The 22,839-nt window shown below is 60.5% G+C and carries 24 protein-coding genes; 4 read left to right on the top strand and 20 right to left on the bottom strand.

Going from position 1 to position 22,839, the window contains the following annotated elements; genetic code table 11:
* Positions 1–275: 275 nt before the first annotated feature.
* Entirely contained in the window at positions 276–428 is a 153-nt protein-coding gene (locus tag Q1L50_RS10515; protein ID WP_300338288.1) for a hypothetical protein, read from the bottom strand.
* Here Q1L50_RS10515 and Q1L50_RS10510 point away from each other — a divergent pair.
* Both Q1L50_RS10510 and Q1L50_RS10505 read left to right on the top strand, forming a co-directional pair.
* The gene (locus Q1L50_RS10510) at positions 427–696 is read left to right on the top strand and encodes a hypothetical protein (protein ID WP_300338285.1); all 270 of its coding nucleotides are present in this window, start codon (positions 427–429) and stop codon (positions 694–696) included. The genes Q1L50_RS10515 and Q1L50_RS10510 overlap by 2 nt on opposite strands.
* 189 nt (positions 697–885) lie before the next feature.
* Positions 886–1,758, top strand: a complete 873-nt coding sequence (locus Q1L50_RS10505; RefSeq protein ID WP_300338282.1) for a site-specific DNA-methyltransferase — start codon at positions 886–888, stop codon at positions 1,756–1,758.
* On the opposite strand, the gene Q1L50_RS10500 is transcribed toward Q1L50_RS10505, so the two are convergent.
* From Q1L50_RS10500 to Q1L50_RS10475, 6 genes are all read right to left on the bottom strand, one after another.
* Positions 1,736–2,911 (bottom strand): helix-turn-helix domain-containing protein, encoded by a 1,176-nt coding sequence (locus Q1L50_RS10500; protein ID WP_300338279.1) that lies wholly within the window; start codon positions 2,909–2,911, stop codon positions 1,736–1,738. The genes Q1L50_RS10505 and Q1L50_RS10500 overlap by 23 nt on opposite strands.
* Positions 2,895–3,128, bottom strand: a complete 234-nt coding sequence (locus Q1L50_RS10495; protein WP_300338275.1) for a helix-turn-helix transcriptional regulator — start codon at positions 3,126–3,128, stop codon at positions 2,895–2,897. Before Q1L50_RS10495 ends, Q1L50_RS10500 begins: the two co-directional genes overlap by 17 nt.
* A 471-nt stretch (positions 3,129–3,599) precedes the next feature.
* On the bottom strand, positions 3,600–3,947 hold the full coding sequence (locus tag Q1L50_RS10490; protein ID WP_300338272.1) for a hypothetical protein: 348 nt from the start codon (positions 3,945–3,947) through the stop codon (positions 3,600–3,602).
* Positions 3,901–4,512: a phosphoribosyltransferase family protein gene (locus tag Q1L50_RS10485; protein WP_300338269.1), complete on the bottom strand. Its 612-nt coding sequence runs from the start codon at positions 4,510–4,512 to the stop codon at positions 3,901–3,903. The genes Q1L50_RS10490 and Q1L50_RS10485 overlap by 47 nt, the downstream gene beginning before the upstream one ends.
* A 308-nt stretch (positions 4,513–4,820) precedes the next feature.
* On the bottom strand, positions 4,821–5,204 hold the full coding sequence (locus Q1L50_RS10480) for a glucosaminidase domain-containing protein (RefSeq protein WP_300338266.1): 384 nt from the start codon (positions 5,202–5,204) through the stop codon (positions 4,821–4,823).
* A gap of 191 nt (positions 5,205–5,395) precedes the next feature.
* Complete coding sequence (locus tag Q1L50_RS10475; protein ID WP_300338263.1) at positions 5,396–5,566, bottom strand: DUF6127 family protein; 171 nt, start codon at positions 5,564–5,566, stop codon at positions 5,396–5,398.
* Between the two features lie 591 nt (positions 5,567–6,157).
* On the opposite strand from Q1L50_RS10475, the gene Q1L50_RS10470 reads away from it, so the two are divergent.
* Both Q1L50_RS10470 and Q1L50_RS10465 read left to right on the top strand, forming a co-directional pair.
* A complete protein-coding gene (locus tag Q1L50_RS10470; protein WP_300338261.1) occupies positions 6,158–9,271 on the top strand; it encodes an SNF2-related protein in 3,114 nt (1,037 codons plus the stop codon).
* Between the two features lie 22 nt (positions 9,272–9,293).
* Positions 9,294–11,042, top strand: a complete 1,749-nt coding sequence (locus Q1L50_RS10465) for a hypothetical protein (RefSeq protein WP_300338260.1) — start codon at positions 9,294–9,296, stop codon at positions 11,040–11,042.
* Positions 11,043–11,440: 398 nt separating this feature from the next.
* Here Q1L50_RS10465 and Q1L50_RS10460 read toward each other — a convergent pair whose 3' ends face one another.
* The 13 genes from Q1L50_RS10460 to Q1L50_RS10400 are packed head-to-tail and all read right to left on the bottom strand — an operon-like array spanning position 11,441 to position 22,704.
* Positions 11,441–11,734, bottom strand: coding sequence for a DUF6127 family protein (locus tag Q1L50_RS10460; RefSeq protein ID WP_300338257.1), 294 nt, complete (start codon positions 11,732–11,734; stop codon positions 11,441–11,443).
* A 38-nt stretch (positions 11,735–11,772) separates the two neighbouring features.
* The gene (locus tag Q1L50_RS10455) at positions 11,773–12,441 is read right to left on the bottom strand and encodes a hypothetical protein (protein WP_300338255.1); all 669 of its coding nucleotides are present in this window, start codon (positions 12,439–12,441) and stop codon (positions 11,773–11,775) included.
* 3 nt (positions 12,442–12,444) lie between these two features.
* A complete protein-coding gene (locus tag Q1L50_RS10450; RefSeq protein ID WP_300338252.1) occupies positions 12,445–15,762 on the bottom strand; it encodes a phage tail protein in 3,318 nt (1,105 codons plus the stop codon).
* Positions 15,759–16,175 (bottom strand): glycoside hydrolase, encoded by a 417-nt coding sequence (locus Q1L50_RS10445; RefSeq protein ID WP_300338249.1) that lies wholly within the window; start codon positions 16,173–16,175, stop codon positions 15,759–15,761. The genes Q1L50_RS10450 and Q1L50_RS10445 overlap by 4 nt, the downstream gene beginning before the upstream one ends.
* The gene (locus tag Q1L50_RS10440) at positions 16,175–17,023 is read right to left on the bottom strand and encodes a DUF2163 domain-containing protein (protein ID WP_300338246.1); all 849 of its coding nucleotides are present in this window, start codon (positions 17,021–17,023) and stop codon (positions 16,175–16,177) included. The genes Q1L50_RS10445 and Q1L50_RS10440 overlap by 1 nt, the downstream gene beginning before the upstream one ends.
* Positions 17,020–17,661 carry a DUF2460 domain-containing protein gene (locus Q1L50_RS10435; RefSeq protein ID WP_300338243.1) on the bottom strand — a complete coding sequence of 214 codons (642 nt, stop codon included), beginning with the start codon at positions 17,659–17,661 and terminating at the stop codon, positions 17,020–17,022. The genes Q1L50_RS10440 and Q1L50_RS10435 overlap by 4 nt, the downstream gene beginning before the upstream one ends.
* Entirely contained in the window at positions 17,654–20,218 is a 2,565-nt protein-coding gene (locus Q1L50_RS10430) for a phage tail tape measure C-terminal domain-containing protein (RefSeq protein ID WP_300338240.1), read from the bottom strand. The genes Q1L50_RS10435 and Q1L50_RS10430 overlap by 8 nt, the downstream gene beginning before the upstream one ends.
* 3 nt (positions 20,219–20,221) lie before the next feature.
* A complete protein-coding gene (locus Q1L50_RS10425; RefSeq protein WP_300338238.1) occupies positions 20,222–20,554 on the bottom strand; it encodes a hypothetical protein in 333 nt (110 codons plus the stop codon).
* Positions 20,555–20,574: 20 nt separating this feature from the next.
* Positions 20,575–20,904, bottom strand: coding sequence for a hypothetical protein (locus Q1L50_RS10420; RefSeq protein WP_300338236.1), 330 nt, complete (start codon positions 20,902–20,904; stop codon positions 20,575–20,577).
* Positions 20,905–20,944: 40 nt separating this feature from the next.
* Entirely contained in the window at positions 20,945–21,583 is a 639-nt protein-coding gene (locus tag Q1L50_RS10415) for a phage tail tube protein (protein ID WP_300338233.1), read from the bottom strand.
* A 59-nt stretch (positions 21,584–21,642) separates the two neighbouring features.
* A complete protein-coding gene (locus Q1L50_RS10410) occupies positions 21,643–21,999 on the bottom strand; it encodes a DUF3168 domain-containing protein (RefSeq protein WP_300338230.1) in 357 nt (118 codons plus the stop codon).
* Positions 21,996–22,364 carry an HK97-gp10 family putative phage morphogenesis protein gene (locus tag Q1L50_RS10405; RefSeq protein WP_300338228.1) on the bottom strand — a complete coding sequence of 123 codons (369 nt, stop codon included), beginning with the start codon at positions 22,362–22,364 and terminating at the stop codon, positions 21,996–21,998. The genes Q1L50_RS10410 and Q1L50_RS10405 overlap by 4 nt, the downstream gene beginning before the upstream one ends.
* Positions 22,357–22,704, bottom strand: a complete 348-nt coding sequence (locus Q1L50_RS10400) for a phage head closure protein (RefSeq protein ID WP_300338225.1) — start codon at positions 22,702–22,704, stop codon at positions 22,357–22,359. The genes Q1L50_RS10405 and Q1L50_RS10400 overlap by 8 nt, the downstream gene beginning before the upstream one ends.
* Between the last annotated feature and the right edge of the window lie 135 nt (positions 22,705–22,839).

The raw sequence follows: 22,839 nt of genomic DNA, 5'->3' as shown, positions 1-22,839 counted from the left end.
GACTTCGGCCTCTAGCGGGCAGCGAGGCCGGGGAGAAGAATGGCCCCGAGAGAGTGAAAACTGCCAAGAACGGGCGCCCGAGGGTAAACTCGAAGTCCACAGGAACCCCCACCAACCCGCGCCAGCACGCGGCAGTACGCAAAAAAAACCAACCCGATGAGGGGTTGGTCTTCTTGTTTGGTGGTGCAATCGCACCCTGGATCACAACTCCCTATCGGGGCATGTGAGTACTGGTGAGTACTGCTGAGGGCGTTTGTCCGTGTAGTATACCGGCACTATGGAGCAGCAGCCACTCCAACGGCTCTCAGCGGCATCGGCTCGATCATGACTTTGGCCCCTTCCAGGCCCTTGCGTGCCGCCAACGCTTCGCCGATCTGGCGGCGTCTCAGCGCCACGCTTTGAGCCTCGCTGAAGATGTCCAGAACCATGCGCGGGCATTTCCCCCTGCCGGACGAAGTGGCTCCGCATCCTGTGGGCCTTGGCTCGGATCGTCCGCAGGTCGATTTCCGGAGAACACAGCTTGAAGGTCGCGTCGAGGTGGGCCAGATCATCCGCCAGGCACCCCATTTCCTTCTGATGATGCTCGATCAGCCCAGCCAGTTCGGCGCACTTGCTGATCAGGGCCGTAACCACGTGGCTTTCCACCATGAAGAATGCTCTTGTTCGTTGAAAACAAGAGAATTCTCGCCAAGCTGAGGGTCAGGCGCTAGAGGTGGCTGCTCCATATTGCCGCACAAATTGCCCGAGTCACTCAGGATACCCAACTTCAAGCAATCACCGAGGCGGCGTGACTTGAGCGGCCCTCTCGATGACGCTTGCCAACCTGGCGGTTGACGCTGTATGATGACTTTAAGTATCATAGCGATCGCCCGTTTAGGAGCAAAGATGATCATAGGCACATTCCAAACAAATATGGTTTATGAGGGAGACTGCCTCGAACTGATCCCTCATCTGCCCGACGAATCCATCGACGTGGTTGTTACTAGCCCACCGTATTGGGGGCAGCGCCACTCGAGCGGAACGGGGGTTGAGGAAGACCCGAGGGATTACCTTGCCTTCCTCACGAGTGTCTTCTCTGGCCTTCTCCCGAAGCTCAAGCGAGAGGGAATTATTTGGATTAATATTGGCGACGCCTACAACACCCCAGTCAACTGGCGAGCAGATGACCGACAGTTCAGCACCTTGGGCGTGGACAAGAACGGGCTTCCAGCCCACAACTCGGCATACACCAAACCGCGCATGAAGCGGAAGGCGTTCATCGAGAAAGAGGAAGGCTGGTTGCGGTACGGAAACCTGCTTGCCCTGCCGTATCGCCTGGTATTGGGCCTCATTGATGCAGGCTATCTATACCGTGGCGAAGTCATTTGGCGGAAGAAGAACCCAATGCCGGAGGGGCGCTGCAGGCGACCGCATCGATATCATGAGCCCATCTACTTGCTGACCAAGGAAGAACGCCATAATTTCCGCGTGGCGCCTCCGGTCAAGAGCGTATGGGAGTTCGCCAACGAGAAGATCGACGGGCTCAAGCACTTCTCGCGCTTTCCAGAGGAACTTCCCGTCCGCTGCATTGATGCTTACGGAACCTTCGGTAAGGATATCTTGGTGCTAGACCCCTTCTCAGGTTCCGGCACTACAGGGATTGCAGCGCTGCGCTTGGGTTGTTCCTACATCGGCTTCGAGATTGAACCCGAACAGGTTGAAGCCTCCAATATACGTCTGGCAGAGATCGGCAACATCAAATCCCAAGCCTTGTTTTGACTTGGTGGCGCTCGGACACTATGAAGTTTGTGAATGCATCATTCGGGTCGGAGAAATCACAAACGAATACACGCGCCCTCGCCCGATAGGCGGCGGGAGTTGCGAGGGTGTTCTTGTTGTACGAGAAGCAGGCGGAAAAGAAGCCATCATCTTCGATGTCTTTCCGCTTCGCGCTTCTGCCATCAGCGCCTCGGCCGTCGAATGTTGCGCCTAACTCGCCGCGGTTGACCGGGCGGCTTGAGGGCGTGCTCTTACAATCCATCGTCCACAACGGCGAGATGTAGCCTGCCTTAACAAGAGCTTGGCTCATCGGGACATCGTCTGTCCGCCTCTCCGCAAAGCTTGCCTTGACGTGAACCACGCCAATCAGCCTTTCGGCCGCACCGCTGCGGACCGTCAACAAAACGTCCATCTTGTCCGCTTCAAGTCGATGACCAATGTTGATTCCACCGAGGAGTCGAACCTTACGCTCACCATCAGCAATTACCAGGTTGATCTCGTGTTCCGCCAAGGCTGGCCCGTAGTGCCTCTCAAGAATTCGCTCAAGGGCCCAGCCGCCGGTCCGCTTCCAACTTTGTGTGAAATCCAGCCGCGAGTGTTCAGACGGGTGGTTGTACTGATCGCAGTAGGCCCGATACACAAGGAACCACCATACATCCGATGGATTAGCAGAAGGCCAAAGTTCAACCGCTCTGAGAAAAGCACTTGCCACACTTTCCGTCTTTATCGCCTTCTCTTGCTCATCGCTGACGTTCTGGCTGCTAAGCTGGGCCAGCCCGTTTCGGAGCGTGAGAATCATCTGATTAAACTGATCGAGGGTGGCGTTCAGGAGTCGATGTGTGGCATCGTGTTTGGCGTAGGCGAAGTGGATGTCTAGATCATTGCCGACTCCCTCCGCGGCTATGGAACGTTTGATATGTGGAACGCTGCCGATCGCCCCTTCCGCAAGGTCACTAAGCGTCTTGCCATAGACAGAAAGCATGGACGCTACCACATCAAGGCTGGGGTAAATCGTTCCGGCTTCAATGGCGCTCGCCCAACCAGGACCGAGAATGAGGTGCTCCTCAACTTGGGCAGGAGTAAGCCCTGCTTCCCGGCGAAATGCTCTAAGTCGCTGGAGAATCCTGGAAAGGTAATCAACGTTGGAAGTCACCGTCAAACAGCTCCTTTAGGTTGATGCCCAAAGCATTAGCAAGCCTCTTGACGTTTAAGATGCTGAGGTTGCGCTCACCTCGCTCAACGCCGCCAACATAGGTGCGATCAATTCCCGCGAGTTCCGCCAGTTGTTCTTGTGATAGACCTTCTTGGTGGCGGATCTCTCGTAACCGGCCACCAAACCATTTAAGGAAGTCATTATCATGCTTGGGCATCGCTCATTAAAGCGTTGTGATGACGATACGTCCACGGATTATGAGTACCATCATCGCTCGAAACCCTCCTAACGGTCATTGCAACCGGACACCGTTGCTACCAGGATATTTGTATGGGTTTGTGTCGTTCCGTGTGGAAAGCGCCCAGAAGACCCGAATGCCCTTGCCGAATCGTATGGCTCCCCCCACCCCTAACCCCGCCCCCGAGGGCGGGGAAGTCCTCGCCGCCGGACGGGCTCGGGGGCCGGCCGCGAAAAGCCGCAACCAGCCCCAAGCCCTTGAGCATATTAGCGTTTCGGCCCCTGTAAAGGGTTCGCTTCGCCGGGCTGCGCCCGCCCTTGACAGAGCCCTCAACGCGCTTTTGCGCTCCCAACTCCGCTGATGCCAGTTCCCTCGCATCGGTGCCAGGAGTCGCGACCGGCGGCCCGTTCCACACCAAACGACATAGACCCATTTGTATCCGAGGCCGAATCAGAACAGTTCCCTAATGGCCGACGTCAATGCCAAATCAAACTTGCTGGTTTGCTCACTACCGTAACATTCGAGACCATCGACGCAACGTTTCAATATAGGCCAAAAACGTTGCTCAAGGGCGGCGAGCTTGTCGGCAACAGGGAAACCCTCATCATCTGCGATGTGTTTGACTGACGAGAACACCGCTTTTAGCGCAAATACCGGCAGGAGAAGATCGTCCGGTTGTGCTGAGTTAGACGACAAGAACCCCTTACACGTTTGAATTATCGCATCCACGGAGTGGACGGACAGCCCACAATCAAGCTGCTCGCGCAGTTGCGATATGATCTGTTGATTGTTGTTCATTATCAGCAATCCGCGGAAAGTCACTCTTTCTGAAAACGGATCGAACGACTCCGAACTGCAGTTCGAGCGCTTGACGACCCCCTTGCTCGCGGTCAACCAGAGCTATGATGCCGACAATCTTGTACCCAGCCGCCAAAAACTGCTCGCAAGCAATCCTCGTCGAGTTCCCTGTTGTGATCACATCATCGACAACAACAATAGGCGTGCCCTCTGGCAGTTCATTCTCGATGTGATTCATCGTGCCGTGTTTTTTCGGTTCTTTTCGAACGACAGAGCCATGCACCGTCTGAAGACCGCGCTCGAAAGCCCTCATTGCTACGACAGCCGTAATGAAATCCGCCCCCATAGTAAGGCCGCCAATCGCAATAGGCATCTCTGGAAGGAACTGAATTTCCTGCAAGAACTCGTCAGCAATTAGAGACAATGCTTCGCCATCGAGCGTGACCGCTTTGCAGTCAAAATAGAAATGCGAAAGGGCCCCAGTACTAAGTCGGATTGGCGTAGACGACACCTTCAGGCATTTTTCATCAATCAGCTGGCGCAAGCGACTACGCGTGTTTTCCACAGATGTTCTCCTCTCGTGACGCTCAAGGTGGCGCGTGCGCCATTCCAAGAAGCGAAAAACAAGCCCTACCCCCGACACCACATGACACCGAGGCGTAGCGCTACATCAAACTATTTACAAAGTTGGCCGTTAGTTCTCGCAGACTAACCGACCACTACGCTTTCGATGCGATCAGCGGCACTTTCTGCGCTGTTTCCCATGAACGGAACGTTCCGTACGTTCTTGTGTGAGGTTCCACAGCGCTATGCTACATAGGAAAAGATAGCGCACTTTGGGCACGTCAATTGTTGCAGCGCAACAATCTAAAATTATAGCATCCAATAGAGTCCTACACAAGCTGAAGAACCACAGGACCAACCACAGGGACCGTACGTCCGGTCACCCTGCTGGTGCCAAAAGGCCGCGTGATCGTCCATGCAGGCCTGCCAGCCGGCGTACTTTTGCCAGCGCGCCGGTACCATCACCCACGTGGCGTGCAGGAACTCCCGAGTGTTAAGCACAAGGACATCGCCGTGCCACGACGAATCCGCTTTCACCCCGAGCAGGTTCTTTCCCTGGCAGGCAAGTTGAGAGGATCCCCATCCCGATTCCAAAGCGGCTTCCGCCACCGTGAAACTGGCGGGTGCGCCCGTCACTCTGGCTAATGCCTTCGTCCCCGGCCCAATCGTATCGCTGAAGCCGCTCACGTCCATCACAAAACATCCTTCACTTCCTTGGCCACCTCATCGATCCCGGCATCCCGGTTCTTCTCGATGAAGTTGAAGACCCAGCGCACGATCGCCCGGCCCGGCAGACCACAGCTGAAGATCAAGCCGCCCACGCCTGCGGCCGGTCACCGAATCCGCCCACTCCTGCAACCGGCAGTACTGGATGGCATGACAGCTCACTGCCCACCCCCGAACACCTTCAACTTCACGAACGCCCCAGCGAGCGTTGCCATCACCAGCCCGGTCACCAGCATCCGGACGATCGTCAGCCAGGCGGTCTTCTTCGCCTCGTTGAAGGCATCGAGCAGACTGCGCAGTTCGCTGATGTCCCGTGCGGCCCAGCGCAACCAGGCCGGTCACCGAATCCACTCACTCCGGCAGCCGGAGGTACTGGACGGCAATTGCGCCTCAAGCGTGTACAGCGTCTCCCCCCGGCATCCGTTACGGCAACCCTGCGCTCGTTTCGCTCCGCTCTCCCAACGCTTCGCTCACCTGCTTCCAGGATCTGGTTCGCCACCGCTTTCACGAGCTTCGCTAGTCCGTCCTGACCAATCAACAACGTTGGCAACAGATCCCGTCCTGCGCTAAGCTCACATCTAGCCACCGTTACTCGCGTTCGCTCAATCAATGCTTTGACAAAGTCATCCGGTGGAAGCCAGTCGGCGGCTGCGAACTCGCATGGTTGGCAGAAGTCAAGGGCAGTGTCCGTAGTCGTGCCTTGTCAGAGACTTGTCGTGACAGCTGCTCCAAGAGCCAAGCACGACGAATCACAAGCTGCGGCGGTTGATTGCGGGACTTGGGTCAGTGGGAGCCGGACGACAGGTCGCGAACCCTGTGCAAAGAGATGAGGTGACCGGTAAAGGTGGCGACTGCGGTGATCTTCCTCGTGAGAGTCGGTTCAGTGCGCAAGCCTACATTCTTTATGGGCGAGGTGGTCTGTGCAGCCCGGTGACAAGGTAAGACTGATAGCCAATCCTGGGCGGATCGGTATCCTGGGCAACGAAACGGATGGTCCGCCCCGTCGTCTCAGGATCTTGGTCCATTTTCTGGACGGCGACGAGCAGTTCGTGCTCGAGGGCCAACTGGAGAAGATCGACAAAGAAGCGACCGGCCCGTACGGGATGGTAAAGGCTGGACGTTATGGTCGGGTGGCCGACCTGCGGGGTGCCATCACTTACTATCGCCTCAGCGGCCGGCTGGCGAATCTGATCTACAGTCTTAACACTACCAACACCGAATTCCTTCCCTACCAGTTCAAGCCAGTCCTCCAGTTCCTGGACTCGCCCTGCAACGGGATCCTGATTGCAGACGAAGTAGGCCTCGGCAAGACGATCGAGGCCGGTTTGATCTGGACAGAGTTGCGAGCACGCGTCGAGGCCAAACGCCTCTTAGTGGTTTGCCCCGCCATGTTGCGGGAGAAGTGGCGTGATGAGTTGGCGGATCGTTTCGGAGTCCGGGCCGACATCGTGGATGCGAAGGAACTGCTTGAGCATCTGGACACGGCGAGGGCGCGCCCACAGCAACAGTTCGCGCTGATTGCCAGCATGCAGGGGCTCCGGCCCGCGCGCGATTGGGATGATGACCAGAACCCGAGCCAAGCGAGCACCGCGAAGCTTGCCCGTTTTCTCAACGAGGCAGAGGTTGAGGAGCCCCTGCTCGACATGCTCATCATCGACGAGGCACACTATCTGAGGAATGAAGAGACGGCAACAAACAAGCTGGCGCAGTTGCTGCGTCCGGTGGTTCAGAGCGTGGTGATGCTTTCCGCCACCCCTATCCAATTGCGTAGCCGGGATCTCTTCAATCTGCTTCACCTGCTGGATGCCGATTCCTTTCCATACGAGTCCTCCTTCGATTCCGCATTGCGTGCCAACGCACCGATCCTGGCGCTCAGGGACAGCGTACTAGCAGGCAGCGTCACGCAGGCAGAATTTCTGGAGAACCTCCGACTGGCGTTAAGCGATCGCCTCTTCGACGACAACTCCCAGATTGAACACCTGATCGCGAACCCGCCGTCGGACGAGGTGATGTCGACGCCACGGGGTCGTTCCGAAATCGCCGACCAACTCGATCGGATCAATCCGCTTGCCAAGGTGGTGACCCGTACCCTGAAGCGGGATGTCCAGGAAATGCGCGTCCAGCGCGATCCGGTCACGATCCGCGTGGCGATGAATAAAGCTGAGAGGAGGTTCTACGACCGCGTCACCGAGGCGGTCCAAGACTATTGCGCGCAGATTAACATTTCGGAAGGCTTCATGCTCACCATCCCGCAGAGGCAGATGTCGAGCAGCATCGCAGCGGCCTGTAGAGGATGGATCGAGAGCGCGGCCGACTCCCAATTAGAGCTGGAGAGCGAGGCCTATGAGATTTTCGGGGATGATGACGAACGGTTGGGAAAGCCGACCCTTGGTCCGTTGCTCTCCACACTGAGAGGAATTGCCCGCCAAGCTGGCGACTACCGTGCACTGGAGCAAGGTGATAGTAAGTACGACTTGCTGGTCCAGAACCTCAAGCAGTACTGGGCCAACTATCCCGGCAAGAAGATCGTCCTCTTTTCCTACTACCGCAACACCCTGCGCTACTTGGCAAGACGCCTCGAGGGGGATGGTATCCGGGCGGCCGTGCTGCACGGCGGCATGGACAAACACGCCGTCCTCCGCAGTTTCGCCACCGCGGAGGGACCGAACATCCTCATCTCGTCCGAGGTGGCTGCTGAAGGTGTCGACCTGCAGTTCTCAAGCCTCCTCATCAACTACGATTTGCCCTGGAATCCCGCTAGGATTGAGCAGCGTATCGGCCGTATAGACCGGATCGGCCAGGAAATGGAGAGGATACTGATCTGGAATCTGGTGTTCGAAAACACGATTGACGAACGCATCCATGATCGGCTGCTTGCCAGGCTCGATATTTTCAGACAAGCTCTAGGAAGCCTGGAGGCGATGCTTGGAGAAGAGATCCGCAAGCTGAGCTATGAGCTGCTTTCTCACAGGCTGACGCCGGAGCAGGAGTGTGCCCGTATCGAGAGGGCCAGCGTAGCGATCGAAACCGTCAATCGGCAACAGGCCCAATTGGAAGAAGAAGCAACCCAGCTGATTGCCCATGGGGACTTCATCCAGAACAAGGTGCGCGCAGCACGGGATCTCGGACGCTACCTACGAGGGCAGGATCTTCTCGCCTACTCCAGAGATTTCTTGGAGCAAGAGTTCCCAGGAACCCGCCTGATTGAGTCGGATGAATCAGAGTTGATTTGCCACCTCGAGCCTTCAATCGAGATGCGGGTTGCCTTTTCCGATTTCCTTCAAGCGGAACGTATCCAGAGCGCGACGCGCATCCAGAGCCAGACGCCGCCAAGATTGCTGTTCGAGAACCGCCTAGGGAGCACTCGGCCCGGCCTGGAGAGGGTTGGCCAGGACCATCCTTTAGTGCGTTTCGTAGGAGACCAGTTGAAGCGAAGAGGGCGTGGCCCCCTGTACAGTCCGGTGGCGGCCGTCGATGTTCTGGCTGCCGTGGTTGGGCGTGTCTCGCCAGGCGAATATGTTTATTCGGTTGCACGCTGGACGGTGTCTGGAGCGAGGGACATCGAGAGATTGGAGTACATGGCGACAAGAATGTCGGATGAACTCCACCTTGATGGCGATGACGCTGAGTTCCTGGTCAATTCTGCCGGCCTGGAAGGTAAGGATTGGCTCGAAGCTGTAGGCACGGTGGATCATGATCGGGCTGCGAGGTTGCTGGATGACATCCGTGCGCAACTCGAGGAACATTTTCGCGATTTCAGGGATGCGCAGATTCGCGAGAACCGAGACCGGATCGGCTTTATGATCAACACGCTGCAGTTCCATCTCGAAGCCCAGACGCGAAAATTCCAGAATCGAATTCAGCATTACCGCTTCTACGGAAACGAGAGGCAGAAGCGACTGATACCAGCCGAAGAAGGACGCTTGAAGAAGCTGACAGCGAAGATCGAGTCGCGGATGGCGGAATTACGCCTCAAGGAGTTGGTCAAGGCCGACCAGAGCATGGTTTCTGGTGGCGTGATCCGGGTGCGGTGACGACCCTGTTGAGGGCTTAGTAGTGGCTAACTTGATCGCAAGACGGATAAGGATGGCGTTTGCCACGAGGGGTTTGAAGATCCCCAGATCCACGATGCAGAAGTCAGCAGATTCCAAGCCACATCCCGAGAACGAGGGATCTTCGAGTCCGCAAGTGTCCAAAGCGCAGAGTCAACCACCTACGGTTAGCCTTCTGGAGGTGTGCGAGCGCTGGTGGCGCTCGCATCCAAGGCCGGAGAAGGCCAAGTCACGCCCGCTGGACTTGAGTTGCTACGGCACCCCTGGGGTCCCCCAGCATGACAAGGCCCCCAAGCCGGGCTTTCGTCTCCACCTGAACCCCGGAGCCCGACTCCTCATCGGGGTAGCGCAGACTGAAGCGCTGCCCATTCTCGCGGCGTTCTGTGCCACCGGGCGGTCAACACAGTGTGGCGACGGCAGAACAGACGCAAGGGAACTCGTCCTGGGGCTGGATTTCGGCACATCCAGTGTCAAGACCGTAATAGGAGATTCAGCACTGGGAAAGGCGTTTGCCGTCCCCTTTCGGGACGGTGATGGGGTCAAGCGCTACTTGTTGCCTTCCCGCCTGTATGAAACAGGTGGATGTTATTCTCTTGGTAATGGAGGCGAGGCGCACCGGGACCTCAAGCTTGCGCTTATCGCTGCGCCCAGCAGTGCTCCGCAGCAAGAACGCGTTGCTGCCTTCCTCGCACTGGTGATCCGGCATGCGAGGGGGTGGTTGTTCACAACCCAGCGGGACGTTTACCGGCGGTCGCGCCTGGTGTGGAAACTGGCGATTGGATTGCCCATCGCCTACCACCTCGATGACGAACTCTTCCGAGTATTCACCAAGGTTGGCCAAGCCGCATGGCTAGCGGCCGGCGACCAGGAGGAGGTTTCGGCTCTTTCCGTAAAGGACGCCCTGTTGAAGGCGGAGCGAGCGCGTATAGATCCCGGCATCCTCTCCGAAGACGAGGATGTGGAGGTGTCGATCGTGCCCGAGGTCGCGGCGCAGATTTACGGCTTCGTGAACTCCAGCCGATTCGACAAGAACGCTCCCAACATATACCTGCTCACCGACGTGGGTGCCGGCTCGGTAGACTCCGCTCTCTTCCACGTGAAGCCGGCCAAGGGCGGCAGGTGGGATTTCGAATTTCTTACCTCGGTCGTTGAGCCCCACGGCGTGATGAACCTGCACCGGCACCGCGTGGGTTGGTGGCAGGAGGAACTTGGCAAGATCGCAGGAAGCGAGGCGCTATTGGCAGCGTTGGCCGGCCTCAAGTTCCCGACCGACAGGGAGATGCCTCTTCCCGATCAATTCACCGAATACTTCTCTGGGATCGGTCTCCAGTTGTCGCCGCGGGAGGAGACGCCCGACGATCACTTCTTCATGAAGAGGCTCGTGCGCCAAGTCCGCGGGAAGAGCTACTGGAGTGCATGGAGAGATGGCCTTATCAGTCGAAGCCAGTTGGTCGACATTCCCGCATTCTACTGTGGTGGTGGCATGCGCATGTCCTTCTACACCCATCTGCAGGAGGAGATGAAAAGTCACCCTAACGCCACATGGCTGAAAGCCAACCCCCGCCCCATCCAGCCACCGAGGAATCTCGAGGCCCCGGGCTTGCGGCACCAGGACTATGACCGGCTGACTGTCGCTTACGGCCTCAGTTTCCTCGAGGTAGGAAAGATCACAAGATCCCTGCCTCGCCCGAAGCTTTCATCAGAGCCCATTTCCTCTTGGCGGGACAACTATGTCAGTAAGGATGATTGCTGAGGCATCCCTCCGGGGAGCGATGCCGGGCGCTTCTACCGTCGACCAGAGCGCCGCGAGCATTGCCATCCAAGGTAAACAACGGTGCCGAGGGGATCTCATCGCCCGGCATCAAGTGACCGACGGCGTTAACTTCTCATTTGGGCCCGGTAGTTCCTAAGAAACTTCCTTCGCGGAGCGCCGCGGCCCCATGGATAGAAACGCGATGAGAGGAGTACCGTGCTTTGCGCGCGATCTTGTCTCTCGCTGCATCCAGCAGATCGAGTTTTTTAGGAAGCATCCGAGTCTCGCCTCGCTCATTGCGTGGGCAATCGGCGCCGCATTCATTGCCGCGCCTGATTCGCGATCTTATTCGTGATCATCAGGAGTGCACTCGGCACGCCGCTGCCTCCGCTAACCCCTCACTGCCCCCCGCCGAACACCTTCAACTTCACGAACGCCCCGGCGAGCGTTGCCATCACCAGACCCGTCACCAGCATCCGGACGATCGTCAGTCCCGCCGTCTTCTTCGCCTCGTTGAACGCATCGAGCAGGCTACGCAGTTCGCTGATGTCGCGTGCCGCCTCGGGCCCGTCGAGGCCGACTTCCGACAGCGCATGCCGTGCGCCCCGCTCCGCCGCTCGCTCCAGGATCGCTTCGAATTCTTCCTGCGGCAGCGTCACCATCTTGCGCCGCTCGACCTGCACTCCTTGCATGACCATGTCTCCCGAAATGAACGACCCTGTTGCCCCGGTCAGGTATCCGGCGTCACCCGAACGACGTTCGTGCCGTCGGCGACCAGAACAGCCCGCTTGCCCTGCGCGACCACCACGCCAGTTCCCGCTGCCGTCTTGAACGTGGTGGTGAACGCCCCGCTGTTGTTGCAGAACATGACGGCCTGCCAACTGTTCGGCACGATGACGTTCCGGTTTCCGGTCAGCACTCCGGTCGTCGTCAGGTACGAACAACGCGCCTTGTCCGCATTGGCCGGCGCGGTCAGATCCACGTCGACCGCGGTCACCGCGACGCTGCCATTGCCCGGCAGATAGGCTGGCGCCACCCACGCCCGGTTGTCCGTGTAGCTAGTCACCGAGGCCGCCCCGGTGACGACGGTGTAGAGCGGAATCGATCCGCCGGTGAAACCCACCGTATTCTTCGACACCACGCCCGCGCGCGTGGCCTCGATGTAATTCGTGGTCGACGCACTCAGCGCCAGCGCCGCCACGTTGTTGCTGATTGTCGTCAGCACGCCGTCGACCAGCATCACACCGCCGTAGTAGAACCAGTTCAGTCCGGAGCACAGACTGGCACGCCGGCCGAACAGCGTCGCCGGGCTGCCGGCGTCGAACAGCGCGTTCGCCGTGATTTCCTTGGACGACTGCGATTGCGCAATGAGATCCAGATTCGTGGTGCTGCTGGCCATGGTCTACCTCGTGATGGAAGTCGTGAGTGGGTATCCCCGGCCAACGGTGGCCGAGATCTGGTAGAGCTTGAGATACAGGGTCGCCTGGTTGGCGCCGAAGTCGCTGACCTGATCAGCACTGGCGTAGACACAGGACGGCGAACTCGCCGAGATCGTCCGCTTGACCGTCGTATAGGTCCCGTCAGAGTAGACGTCGATGGCGTACGATTCGCTGGCCTCGCCAAGCGAGGCATCGACGTAGTCCCGCCACTCGCCGCCGTCCCGCGTGCGGCGAATCCAGGTCAGCGACCAGTCGTTGCTCGAAGGGTCCCGGCTGCCGGTCAGCGCGATCGGCGACAGCGGCCGAAGATTGACGCCCTGGTACGCAAAGGCCCGGTTGCTGTCGGTGCTGATGTCCCGATCGACGGTCACGCCACGGTAGAGGTAGGACAGGCCGATCGTGCCGGCGCTCATCGCGATGGCCGCCACGTCGGTGGTGTCGAGCAGCACGAGCGCATCGCCGACGGCGTGCAATCCCATCGCCCACTCACTCCCGAACCGCCCGCGCAGCAGGTTCTGCAGCACATAGCTCGTGCCGCTCACCAGCGTGCAGGTCTGCGCCGCGATGATTTCCCACCTTCCGTCTGCCCCATACGCAAAATGGTTGGCACCGCCGAGCAAGGCGAGTTGCGTCACGCTGTACAGCGCACCTTGTGTCAGCGTGACATTGAGCAGGCTGGCGCTGTCGACCATGCGGTGCTCGACGACGCCGATGCTGTTGGTGCAGATGCCCATCGACGACCCCGGCGGCCCGAAGTCCTGCAGGCTCGCCCAGGTGCTGCCCGCATCGGTCGATTGCATCAGCACGCCACCACCCCATCCCGCCAGCGCGCCCGTCATCGCCACCAGGAAGGAAGGCCCGGACTGCGCGCTGTTGATCATCGGCACGTCGAGCAGGACATAGACGGATGCGCCAACAGGCGTGATCGTGGTCGGCCCGGTCCATGCTGGCGAGGATCCCACCGCGGTCGGCGTGTAGATCGCCGCACTGGCGTATTTCGCCTGGCACTCCAGCCGTCCGTCGCTGGTGTAATGGATCGCCGTCAGGCGCAGGCTCACGTTTCCCTCGGGCGTGACCAGCGTCACCACGTCACCCGGTTCCAACTGGTTGTACGTCGGCGGCAGAGTGACGGCCACGTCATAGCGCTCCAGCCAGTACAGATAGAGCAGCACTTCCGCCTTCCCGGCCGCCTCGGTCGCAGTCAGCACGATCGGCAGATCGAGCACCCGGGCGTTGATCGCCGCCGTGTTCAGCCGCTCGGCGTACTGTGTGCCGGCGTTGTACTCGCGGTCATAGTCGAGATGCTGCACCGTGACGCGACGAGGCAACTGCGAGTCCATCTCCCGGCTACTCGTGATCTGCACGCCGGGCTCCTGGCCAGCACCACGCGCGTCGAGATCCGCGGCGGGAATGGTGACGACGGATGCCCCGCCGCGAGCCACGAACGTGATCTGGTATCCATGTTGCACCACGTCGAATGGCCAGGACGCCTGCAACGGTTCGAGAGCCGCACGGATGGCGCCGACGCTGCCGATGCGATAGCCTCGCACCGTGGACGTGAGCGCGGTCACGTCGATGTCGCCAGCGGTTAACAGACCAGATTGCAGGCATTCGGCAGAGACGACGCTGCCCAACGTGACAGGATCGGAGATGATGACCGTCCCTGCCGATGGTGCACTGACGACGAGGTAGGCATATCCGGCTTGGTCGCCCTGCACAAAAAATTGATTGCCGTTCGGCACAGGGTCTGTGGTGACCAAATAATTGATCCCCAAGCCATGATTGCTAAGGTATAAGGTCCACGAAACGCCGTCTTCCGACCACGCCAGATACTGCGCCCGTTGTACGAGAATCCACCCGTTGCAGTACCCGATAGCGCCCCATGCGTCGGACGGCGCGGTAATGAAAGTCGGCGTCGACCAGGTGGTTCCCGAGTCGCTGCTGGCCGAATATGAATGTCCGTTGTTGGTGATACCGTGGGCATTGCCAGAGCCGCCATAGGCCACCGCTGCGAGACCAGCAAACGGCAGCGTCCTGGAGGTCCAGCTCACCCCGTCATCATCGCTGGTGTAATACGTGGTTGACGTATCATGGAAAATCATGAATCGCCCGCCAAGATTTACGACGTAAGGAGTGCCACCGATATAGGTAGGCAAAGCCTGCTCGACCCACGATCCGCCTGAAACGGACAGACGACTGACGTAGTTAACGCCGAGCCATGACCCTGCAACGCACCAGTTGACGCCATTGCCCGCCAATCCGTGGTCGCTGTTATATCGTTCAGAGGTGCTTCCCGACAACACGGTGGTAGTAACCCAGCTCGTTCCGTTGCTCGACACCAAAGACTTAATCGACCCGGAAAAGAAAGGGTCTTTGGCAAGAATGCAAACCCGAGCGCCGTCCGAAACACAATTAAGCTGGTACCAGGACGAAGGAAGTGCATAGATCGCCCACGTTTCTCCACTGTCCGCTGTCTTGTAGCAATCGGGCGACACTGCGGTGGTTAGACGGCTAGCGATGCCCCAAGTCCCGACAAATGCGAACCTCGCATTCGGAAAATTCTGATGAGTCGGAAACGTTTTCGCAGTAACTACTGGCGACCCACCGCCAGTCGTATGGCCAGAATGCACTACCTCCACCCGCACCTGCGCCCCGGCCAGACTGTTGGCGTACCGCGCCAGGCCGAGATCGTAGAACACGAGGTAGGCGAGACCACGCCACGCCGGGGTGTTGGCCACCCCCAGCGTCGCCTGGATGCGCGCATCCGGAGCCTGCGTGTCGGTGCCCAGGTAGACCTTGAATCCAGTCGCGGCTGCATTGCTGGCGGCGATGGTATCGGGGTCCGACGATCCCGCGTCGTAGATCAGATCCGGTCCGACCCATATACGGCGCACACCGGCAATCGGGCCTTTGCACAGGCCGACCGCGAACGTGGCCGAGTAGGTGTAGGTGCGCGTGGTCGTCTTGCCACCGCCGCCCTTGCCGCCCGATTTCTTCTTGGTGACCGTTTCCTTCAGGCGGTTGTTTTCCAGCCAGAAGACATTGCCATTCACGGCCGCCGTGCCATAGACACGCGGGATGACCGCGCCGTAGGTGCTGGTCTGCATCGATAGGTCATCGAGACGCGGCCCTTCGATGGTCGGTCCTTTGGGCGGGTCGAGGTAGCCGCCGGCCATCATGCCGATCTGCGCACCGTAGAGCGCGCCGGTCGGGCCGCCGCCCAGGAAGAACCCAGCGACCGTCCCGACGACGCCTCCAAGCACCTGTCCGCCGCTGCTCATTGGATTCCCCGAAAGCGATAGACGCGCACGATGCGCGACGCCCACATGCTGGACAGCCGGTGCTCGCAACACTGACCCACCGATTCATAGGCGTGGACAATGGTCTCGCCAGCGCAGATGGCGAGGTGCTGCGGGTCGCCCGCAAAGCGCATCAGCAGCAGATCGCCGGGAAGCCGGTCGTCGATGCGCGGGAAGCGCTCCAGGCACGGCTGATCATCGAGCGAACGTTCCAACTGGCCGCTCGCCGGCGTGCGCCCATAACCCGAAACGTCGAGATGCCCGACGCCGATCTGACGTGCGACGTGGATTGCCACGCCGGCACAATCGAGGCCGAAACCGATCAGCCGCCCCTGGTGCCGAAACGGCGTTCCAAGGCACTGCCGAGCGGCAGCGAGAATGTCGTCGGTCGTCATCAGCCGCCCTGCCCGACCTGCGCATAGGTGCTGCCGGTGGGTATCCACGGAAAGCCGCCGAAGTTGAGCACGTTCGAATAGGTGGTGGAGCCGTTCCACCGGGCCTGGCAATCAGCAAGCCGCTTGCGGCAGCCGCGCACCATGCTGTAACTGTTCCCGGCGACTGGCAGGTAATAGAAGGGTTCGAAAGTGCTGATCGTGCCGCCAGAGAAACTCTTGATCTCCAGCGCCTTCAGTCCCGCGTTCGGCCCGGAAGTAAACTTGATCGTCCCGGCGCCGAAGGTGTCGGCGGCCTCCGACCTCGTCGCATCGGTGAATACCGACGCGCTGGTGACGCTGGTCAGGGTGCCGGTGACGGTGTTGGCCGCCAGCGACACGCCGCAGCCGGCGTACTCGGTGCCGCAGAACACCTTCGGGCACTGCGCTCCGTAGGTCTGGCCAACGGTCTGGTTGAGCGCGTCGATCAACGACACGCCGCCGATCTGGAAGCGGTGATCGAGCAGCGTGGCCTTGCCGAAGATACCTGCGACGATAGGCTCCTCGTCCTCTACCGGCGTTGCCCACGAGGTGGCGAAGACATAGCACTTGGCACCGTCGAACAGGCCGCTACCGACCGCGGCGCGAGTGACGCCAGATGCTCCGGCAATGCCTTCGATGTCGATCGATGCCGGCGAGAAATCATCCGTCCCGGTATATCCGGTGAACTGATACCCGGAAGTTGAGAGGTACGTGTGACCGCCCATCACCAGGTCGCGCGGATGATCGGTCAGATAGATCGGGCTGCCCACGGTCGGCACAATGCGCAGACACAGGACGCGATAGCGGTAATCGGCGACGGTGGATTTCATGGCTGCAGCAATTCGATGAGGTCGATCGATCCGCAATCCCGGATGGCCACATCGATGGATGTGACCTCGATCTGCGAATTGAACCGGCAGGGGATGTCGAACTGGCAGCCCGCGGTGATCGTGTCGGTGATCAGCGGCGCTGGCGAGATGGTGATCAGGCCCGTCGTCGTGTCGACCGTGAGCCCGGAGCTGATCGTGACGCCGTTCTTGGCGGCGACGACGGTGCTGGCCACCGGTTTGAAGATCGTGCGCGACGGGTAGCCCACACCCGCCAAAGCCGTGCCGTTTGTCCCGTAGAAATTGCGCAGCTGATAGATGCCGGTGGCCGAGTTCGCCAGCACTTCGTCGGTCGGCGTCGGCGCACCAGTCAGGTTGTTGGTGCTGAAATCGTCCAGGCATTTCACCCGGAAACCGGCGAACTTGCCGTAGGCGCGGTGGTAAAGCGCCAGCACGCGCGCCCACAAATCCGCCTGGTCGGTCGTGAAGTTGACGTGAAACGAGCGCACCGGAAAAGGCTGCACGAGCTTGCGATACTCGGCGCCACCGGCTGTGGTGGTGATCAGGACCGTGTAGTCGTCGGCATAGGACATGCCGAGACGCACGTCGATCGGGAAACGCTCTTCGAGGAAGTTAGACATAACGTCTCGCTCCCGCCATCGCAGCCCAAGCCTCTCGGGCCCCTTGACCGGCCGAACGACGAATGTCGGAAGCCGGTTGATTGCCGTGAAAGTGCTGCACGATATTGACAGTCTGGCCGCTGGCTCCGGTGTTCTGCGCCGCAGGGACGATTCGCTCGCCCTGGTGGATCTGCGCGATCATGTCACGCGGCACGTAGTCGGTGCCGACGGCAAACGACGCGAAATTGCCGGTCAGCGCGAACAGGTTGTCGAGTGAGTCGCCAGGCATCGCGCTCGCCACCGCAGCGGTGGTCGCCGTGCCGCCCATCCCAAGCGCCTGCATCAGACTGCTCATCCAGCCACCACTCGTCGGCGTGCCGACGGCGCCGAACAGCCGCTTGCCGAGATCGGCGGCGACCGCATCGGCGATCATCCGTTGCAGCATGGTCCCGAAGCTCGCCAGCATGCCTTTGACGCCCTTCTCGAACGGGTTGAACAGGAAGTCCGCCATGGCGCCCTGGATGTCCCGGTAGGCCGTCGTGAATTGCTCTTCGGCCGTCCTGGCGGCATTCGTCGCGGTGTCCATGTAGGTGTCAAATGCCCGCTTGGCGCCGACCTCGTAGGTGCGCGACAGCGCGTCGTTCTGGCGCAGGATCGCCTCAGCAACCTTGGCGGCGGCATCGGCCTCCTGCAGCAGGGCGTCCCGCGCGGCATCAGTCAGCGGCTTCCCGGCCGCCTCGAGCTGGTTGATCCGGGCCATGACTTCGGCACGCCGCTGCTCGCGCAGGGTGTAGGCGTCGAGTTCGATGCCATAGAGACCGATGGCGCCGCGGGCATCGAGCAGGCGGCGGTTCTCCTCTTCCAAGCGAGTACCGTAGTCCTTGACCGCCTTGTCGCTCTCCGCGATCTGCAGAGCTTCGATCTTCTGCAAGGCGGTGGTCGCCGAGATACCCTCGTTCCAGGCCAGTTGCGCCGCCTTGACCTTGAGCATCGTGTACTGGTTGCCGTCCATCCGGGCCGTCATCTGATCCAGCTGATCGAGGAAGGTCTGGTAAGCGCTCGCCTGTTCGGCCGGTGAAGCGGGCGCGCGGCCAGCCTTCTCTGCGGCCGCCTGGGCCGGCTTCGGAACCCATTTCTTGCCGGCCTTCGCCGGATCCGCGGCCGATCCGGCGGAGAAGTTGTCCGCACCCCAGGCGAGCGCCATCGCTTTGGCGTTGCGCGTCGACTGCGCGACCACGTTGTCGCCAAAGGCATTCCAGCGCTTGCCCAGATCGTCGGGTACGGCCTTGAGATCGTTCCACGCGCCCTCGATGTTGCCGGTCGCCGCCTTGGCGATGGCGCCGACGACGCGCGAGACCACATCTCCCATGGCTTTGAAGGACTGGATGACCGCTTCCGAGACGAGATAGGCCACTTCCTTGAGGCCGTAGAGAATGCTGACCAGAGTGGCCATGGAGTAGCGGAAGACGTTGACCACGAACGGGAATCCGTCACGGAAGAAATCGGCCAGATCGGTGAGCAGCGGCATGATCTGGTCGGCGATGGCCTTCCTGAACCCCTGAGCAGTCAGGTCCGTTTCGCGCTGGAAGGCGCGCATCGAGGCTTCGTAGGCGGTCACCGCCTCCTGCGTGCCGGTGCCGATGATCAGGTTGTAGTCGACCAGTCGCTGGCCGGCTTCGTCGATCTTGTCGCTGGTAATCGAGACGGCTTCCGAGATGGCCTTGTAGCTGCCCATGGCGATCGCCACCGCCGCAGCATTGCGATCGTAGCCAGCGCTGTATTCGTCCAGAACCTTCTTGGCGCTTTTCAGGATCTCCTGCTGCGACAGCAACTCGCCGTTGGCGTCCTGGTATTGGATGCCGAGGCGGTCGAGTTCCTCGGTGTTGCTGTGCGCCGCTCTGTTCGCTGCTTCCAGTGTCGCGACATAGCCGGCACTGCCCACGCCTGCGCCTTTCAAGGCCTCGTTGAGCGCCGAGGCGTGGGCAGCGGAAAACAGCAAGCCTTCCTGCAGCGTCATCACTTCCTTGTTGAGCGCTATGACGGCGTCGATGTTCTCCGACTGGTAGGCTTCGCCCGTGAATAGGCCGGCAATGAAGCCGACCGATGACGAGACGATCTTGTACGCCGTATAAATGGCCGTCGCCGCAACGGCGGTGATTCCTACGGCGAGCGCCGCGCCGATGAGGATCAGCTTGGTCTTGACCCATTCCTCGACCTTGTCCATCCAGGTCTGCGCCACGACGAGGCCGGTGGCAAACCCGGCGCCGATGGCGGTGGCGATCTTTTCTTGCCAGGATTTGGCGTCCACCTGGTCCGCCGCCTTGCTGATTCCGTCGATGGCTTCGGACGACTGCCCTGCCGCGCCCAGGATGCGATCGTTCGCCGCCTCAAAATCGCTCGCCATCTTCTGCGACGACTGCCCCACCGCATCGGAGGCGCGGTCGAAGGCCGTCTGGAATTGGTCCGCGTTGGCCGCCACGGCCGACAGGCTGGCCTCGGCGAGGTCCGCAGACTTCATCATCGCCGACTCGAACTTGTCGACGCGGGCATTGATTTCGACGTTGATCAGGGAGAGCATGGTTTACTCCGGTGGGATGCCAAAAATGGCCGCATCAGCCCAGGCAGCGAGTTCGTCGTCGGTGAGGTGCCGGTCATCCGACGGGTCTGCAGGCTCTGGCCGTTCGAGATACGGCATGAAGTCCGCCGGCAGCGCCGGGTCGGAGCCCTCTGCGCGCAGCTTCCCTGCATAGTTGGCAATGGTCGAAGCCACGATGCCGGCGCGCAGATCCGCACGGTCTTCGCCCCACGGCTCGATCTGGTAGTAGAGACACCACTCCTGGAATTCAGCGTAGGTGAGCGTCGCCCGGAGTTCCTGCAGCGTTCGCCCCATCGCCAGCGCCAGGCGAAAGAGCATCCGGCGCTCCGGGCTGTCCCTCAGTTTTTTGCGGCGCCCTCCTTGACCGAGAAGCCGTTGACCATCATGACGGCCGAGACCAGTTCGCCGATGCGCGACTGCGCCGACGCGCGCAAGGCCGGAAGGTCGGTGGCGGTGAAGGTGGGCGCGCCGCTGTCATCGACGACCGAAGCGACGACGAGCAGGAATCCGAAATCGGCTTTCTGCGCCTCGGTCTTGCACGCCTCGCGGATGTCGGAGACTTCCGGGGCGCTGAGTTCGCGCAGGCGGACGGCGCCGACGCCTGGAACGTCCTGGTCGATGATCTTGGGCGCGAAGAGCGCGAGCAGTGCGGCTTTGTCGAGAGACATGGTGGTTCCTTGTTTGAAAGAGTTGGAAGGTCGGAGAGGATCAGCCGCGAGCGATCGAGCCGGTGACCACGATCGTGGCCGAGCTGCGCAGCACCTTGTCCACGCCGGCGACCGGCTCGGTGACCTTCTGGACAAAGCCCTGCCAGGCGCGAATCTTCAGACCGCCGGGGTAGTACTGCTTGAAGACCACGACCGCCTGAGCGGCCCTGGCAGCAATCAACCGCAGTTGCCCGACATCGGTATCGTCGGAGTCGAAAGTCAGCGAGTAATTGCCGTTGTCCTGCAAGCCCTGGCGCTTCTCCTTGGCGGTGCTGTCCATGTTGGTGACGTCGATCACCGTCGCGGTGCCGCCGTCCGGCGTGAAGTCCTGGACGTTGCCGACCTTGGAGAAGGTCTGCGGACTCGCGGTGCCGGCGGTGCCCGCGGTGGCAAAGCCGGACGAGTCGATGGCAACCGTAAAGCTCGAACCACTGGCCACGGTGACGATGCCGAGCAGGCCATTGATCTCCGGCATGCCGGTGACGGCGCCAAAGATGACGAGATCACCAACAGCAAGCGTGTTCGTTGCGGTGACGACGGCCGCGACGGCCTTGGTGATGGCGGTGATGCTGATCGCCGTTCCCGGCGTGCCGGAGACGTAGAATTTGGAAAGTTGTGCGACTTGAGCGGTGGACGGCATGGGCGTTGCTCCATAAAAAAGCCGCCCGCAGGCGGCTGGTGCTGATCAAGAATGGAAAGTCAGTGATACCAGAAGGAAAACTCGTACAAAAAGCCGTGCAAGCCGGTTTCCGTGTCGTAGCGGCCACGCCGGCTGCGCTGGATGCCGGTAATCGTCCCGGCATCGAACGCAGCCTGCAGGGCGGCGGCGAAAGCGTTGCCCGCGGTGAGCGCGCCCTGGTACGTCTCATCCCAGACGTCGACCTGGAAGATGTCCTGCTGGATCGGCACGCTATCGGACAGCGTGTTCTGCGTGGGACTGACGACGGGGGTATAGACGCCGTAGGGCCGGGCACTATTCTGAGGGGCGACGTTGGGGTGCAGTCCGCCGGCCAGAAACGGTGCGGCCATCGTGACGAGGGTTTGCTCGATGGTCATTCAGCGTCCCAGGAGGTAGAGAGGGTGTGTTCGACGCGGCCAGGGATGTGCTTCTCTTCCCGGTAGACGACGGGTCGAACGAAGGCATGGACCGGCTCCCGGGCCGTCCCGAACTCGACGTACGGCGCGTAGAACACGGTGTCGTTGCCGATCACGATCTTGAGTCGCACGCCATCGGCGGTCTCCACCAACTCGTGCCGGACGCTGGCGGCCAGGGCGCCGGTGCGTTTCGGAGCGGCATCGCGGATTTCCTCGACCATCCGTGCGCCGAAGGCGTCGAGATCGGCAACGAGTTGCTCGCGCTGGCGGGCGATTCCGGATGCGATACCGGCACGCAGTTCTGCGATTCCTGAAATCTCAGCCATCGTTCAGTCCTTCGGAGGCGATCAGCGTCAGCGTACTGTTCCGCTCCTCTTCGTTCTCGACGGAATGGATGTTGAACAGCCGGCCGTTGTAGACGACCCTCATGGCTGCGACGGCCTTGGGGCTGGCAAAGGCAGCCTGCCATCGGATCGTGATGGTTGTCGGCTGATCCAGGCTCACGGCCTGCGCCGCCATCAGTTCTCGCCCGACAGACGGCTCGACGGATGCCCACACGGTGGCGACATCGGTCCAGGTCGCGATCTGCTGCCCATAGCTGTCCACAGACTGGCTCTGTTGTTGCAGCGTGATCCGCTTCCTCAGCGTTCCGGCACTGATCGCCATCAGATCGTGGCCACCTTGTACGGGTCGAGCAGACCGTCGATGAACGGCAGCGGCTCGATCTTGCCGCGGGTGAGGAGGGCGACCTCTTCGCGATGGGCATAGAGACTACCCACCCGCAGCTTGATCCAGCTCTTG

Source organism: Accumulibacter sp. (assembly GCF_029255145.1).
GTDB lineage: Bacteria > Pseudomonadota > Gammaproteobacteria > Burkholderiales > Rhodocyclaceae > Accumulibacter.
This window is presented reverse-complemented; position numbering and strand designations above follow the sequence as displayed.

Bases quoted from the DNA above. Each gene is read 5' to 3' on its own strand.
- Q1L50_RS10490 (WP_300338272.1), bottom strand. From the start codon at position 3,947: ATGAACAACAATCAACAGATCATATCGCAACTGCGCGAGCAGCTTGAT.
- Q1L50_RS10425 (WP_300338238.1), bottom strand. From the start codon at position 20,554: ATGCTCTTTCGCCTGGCGCTGGCGATGGGGCGAACGCTGCAGGAACTC.
- Q1L50_RS10400 (WP_300338225.1), bottom strand. From the start codon at position 22,704: ATGGCGATCAGTGCCGGAACGCTGAGGAAGCGGATCACGCTGCAACAA.
- Q1L50_RS10455 (WP_300338255.1), bottom strand. From the start codon at position 12,441: ATGGCCAGCAGCACCACGAATCTGGATCTCATTGCGCAATCGCAGTCG.
- Q1L50_RS10495 (WP_300338275.1), bottom strand. From the start codon at position 3,128: ATGCCCAAGCATGATAATGACTTCCTTAAATGGTTTGGTGGCCGGTTA.
- Q1L50_RS10405 (WP_300338228.1), bottom strand. From the start codon at position 22,364: ATGGCTGAGATTTCAGGAATCGCAGAACTGCGTGCCGGTATCGCATCC.
- Q1L50_RS10435 (WP_300338243.1), bottom strand. From the start codon at position 17,661: ATGTCTAACTTCCTCGAAGAGCGTTTCCCGATCGACGTGCGTCTCGGC.
- Q1L50_RS10460 (WP_300338257.1), bottom strand. From the start codon at position 11,734: ATGCAAGGAGTGCAGGTCGAGCGGCGCAAGATGGTGACGCTGCCGCAG.
- Q1L50_RS10515 (WP_300338288.1), bottom strand. From the start codon at position 428: ATGGTTCTGGACATCTTCAGCGAGGCTCAAAGCGTGGCGCTGAGACGC.
- Q1L50_RS10430 (WP_300338240.1), bottom strand. From the start codon at position 20,218: ATGCTCTCCCTGATCAACGTCGAAATCAATGCCCGCGTCGACAAGTTC.
- Q1L50_RS10415 (WP_300338233.1), bottom strand. From the start codon at position 21,583: ATGCCGTCCACCGCTCAAGTCGCACAACTTTCCAAATTCTACGTCTCC.
- Q1L50_RS10445 (WP_300338249.1), bottom strand. From the start codon at position 16,175: ATGACGACCGACGACATTCTCGCTGCCGCTCGGCAGTGCCTTGGAACG.
- Q1L50_RS10450 (WP_300338252.1), bottom strand. From the start codon at position 15,762: ATGAGCAGCGGCGGACAGGTGCTTGGAGGCGTCGTCGGGACGGTCGCT.
- Q1L50_RS10440 (WP_300338246.1), bottom strand. From the start codon at position 17,023: ATGAAATCCACCGTCGCCGATTACCGCTATCGCGTCCTGTGTCTGCGC.
- Q1L50_RS10410 (WP_300338230.1), bottom strand. From the start codon at position 21,999: ATGACCATCGAGCAAACCCTCGTCACGATGGCCGCACCGTTTCTGGCC.
- Q1L50_RS10510 (WP_300338285.1), top strand. From the start codon at position 427: ATGCGCGGGCATTTCCCCCTGCCGGACGAAGTGGCTCCGCATCCTGTG.
- Q1L50_RS10505 (WP_300338282.1), top strand. From the start codon at position 886: ATGATCATAGGCACATTCCAAACAAATATGGTTTATGAGGGAGACTGC.
- Q1L50_RS10420 (WP_300338236.1), bottom strand. From the start codon at position 20,904: ATGTCTCTCGACAAAGCCGCACTGCTCGCGCTCTTCGCGCCCAAGATC.
- Q1L50_RS10480 (WP_300338266.1), bottom strand. From the start codon at position 5,204: ATGGACGTGAGCGGCTTCAGCGATACGATTGGGCCGGGGACGAAGGCA.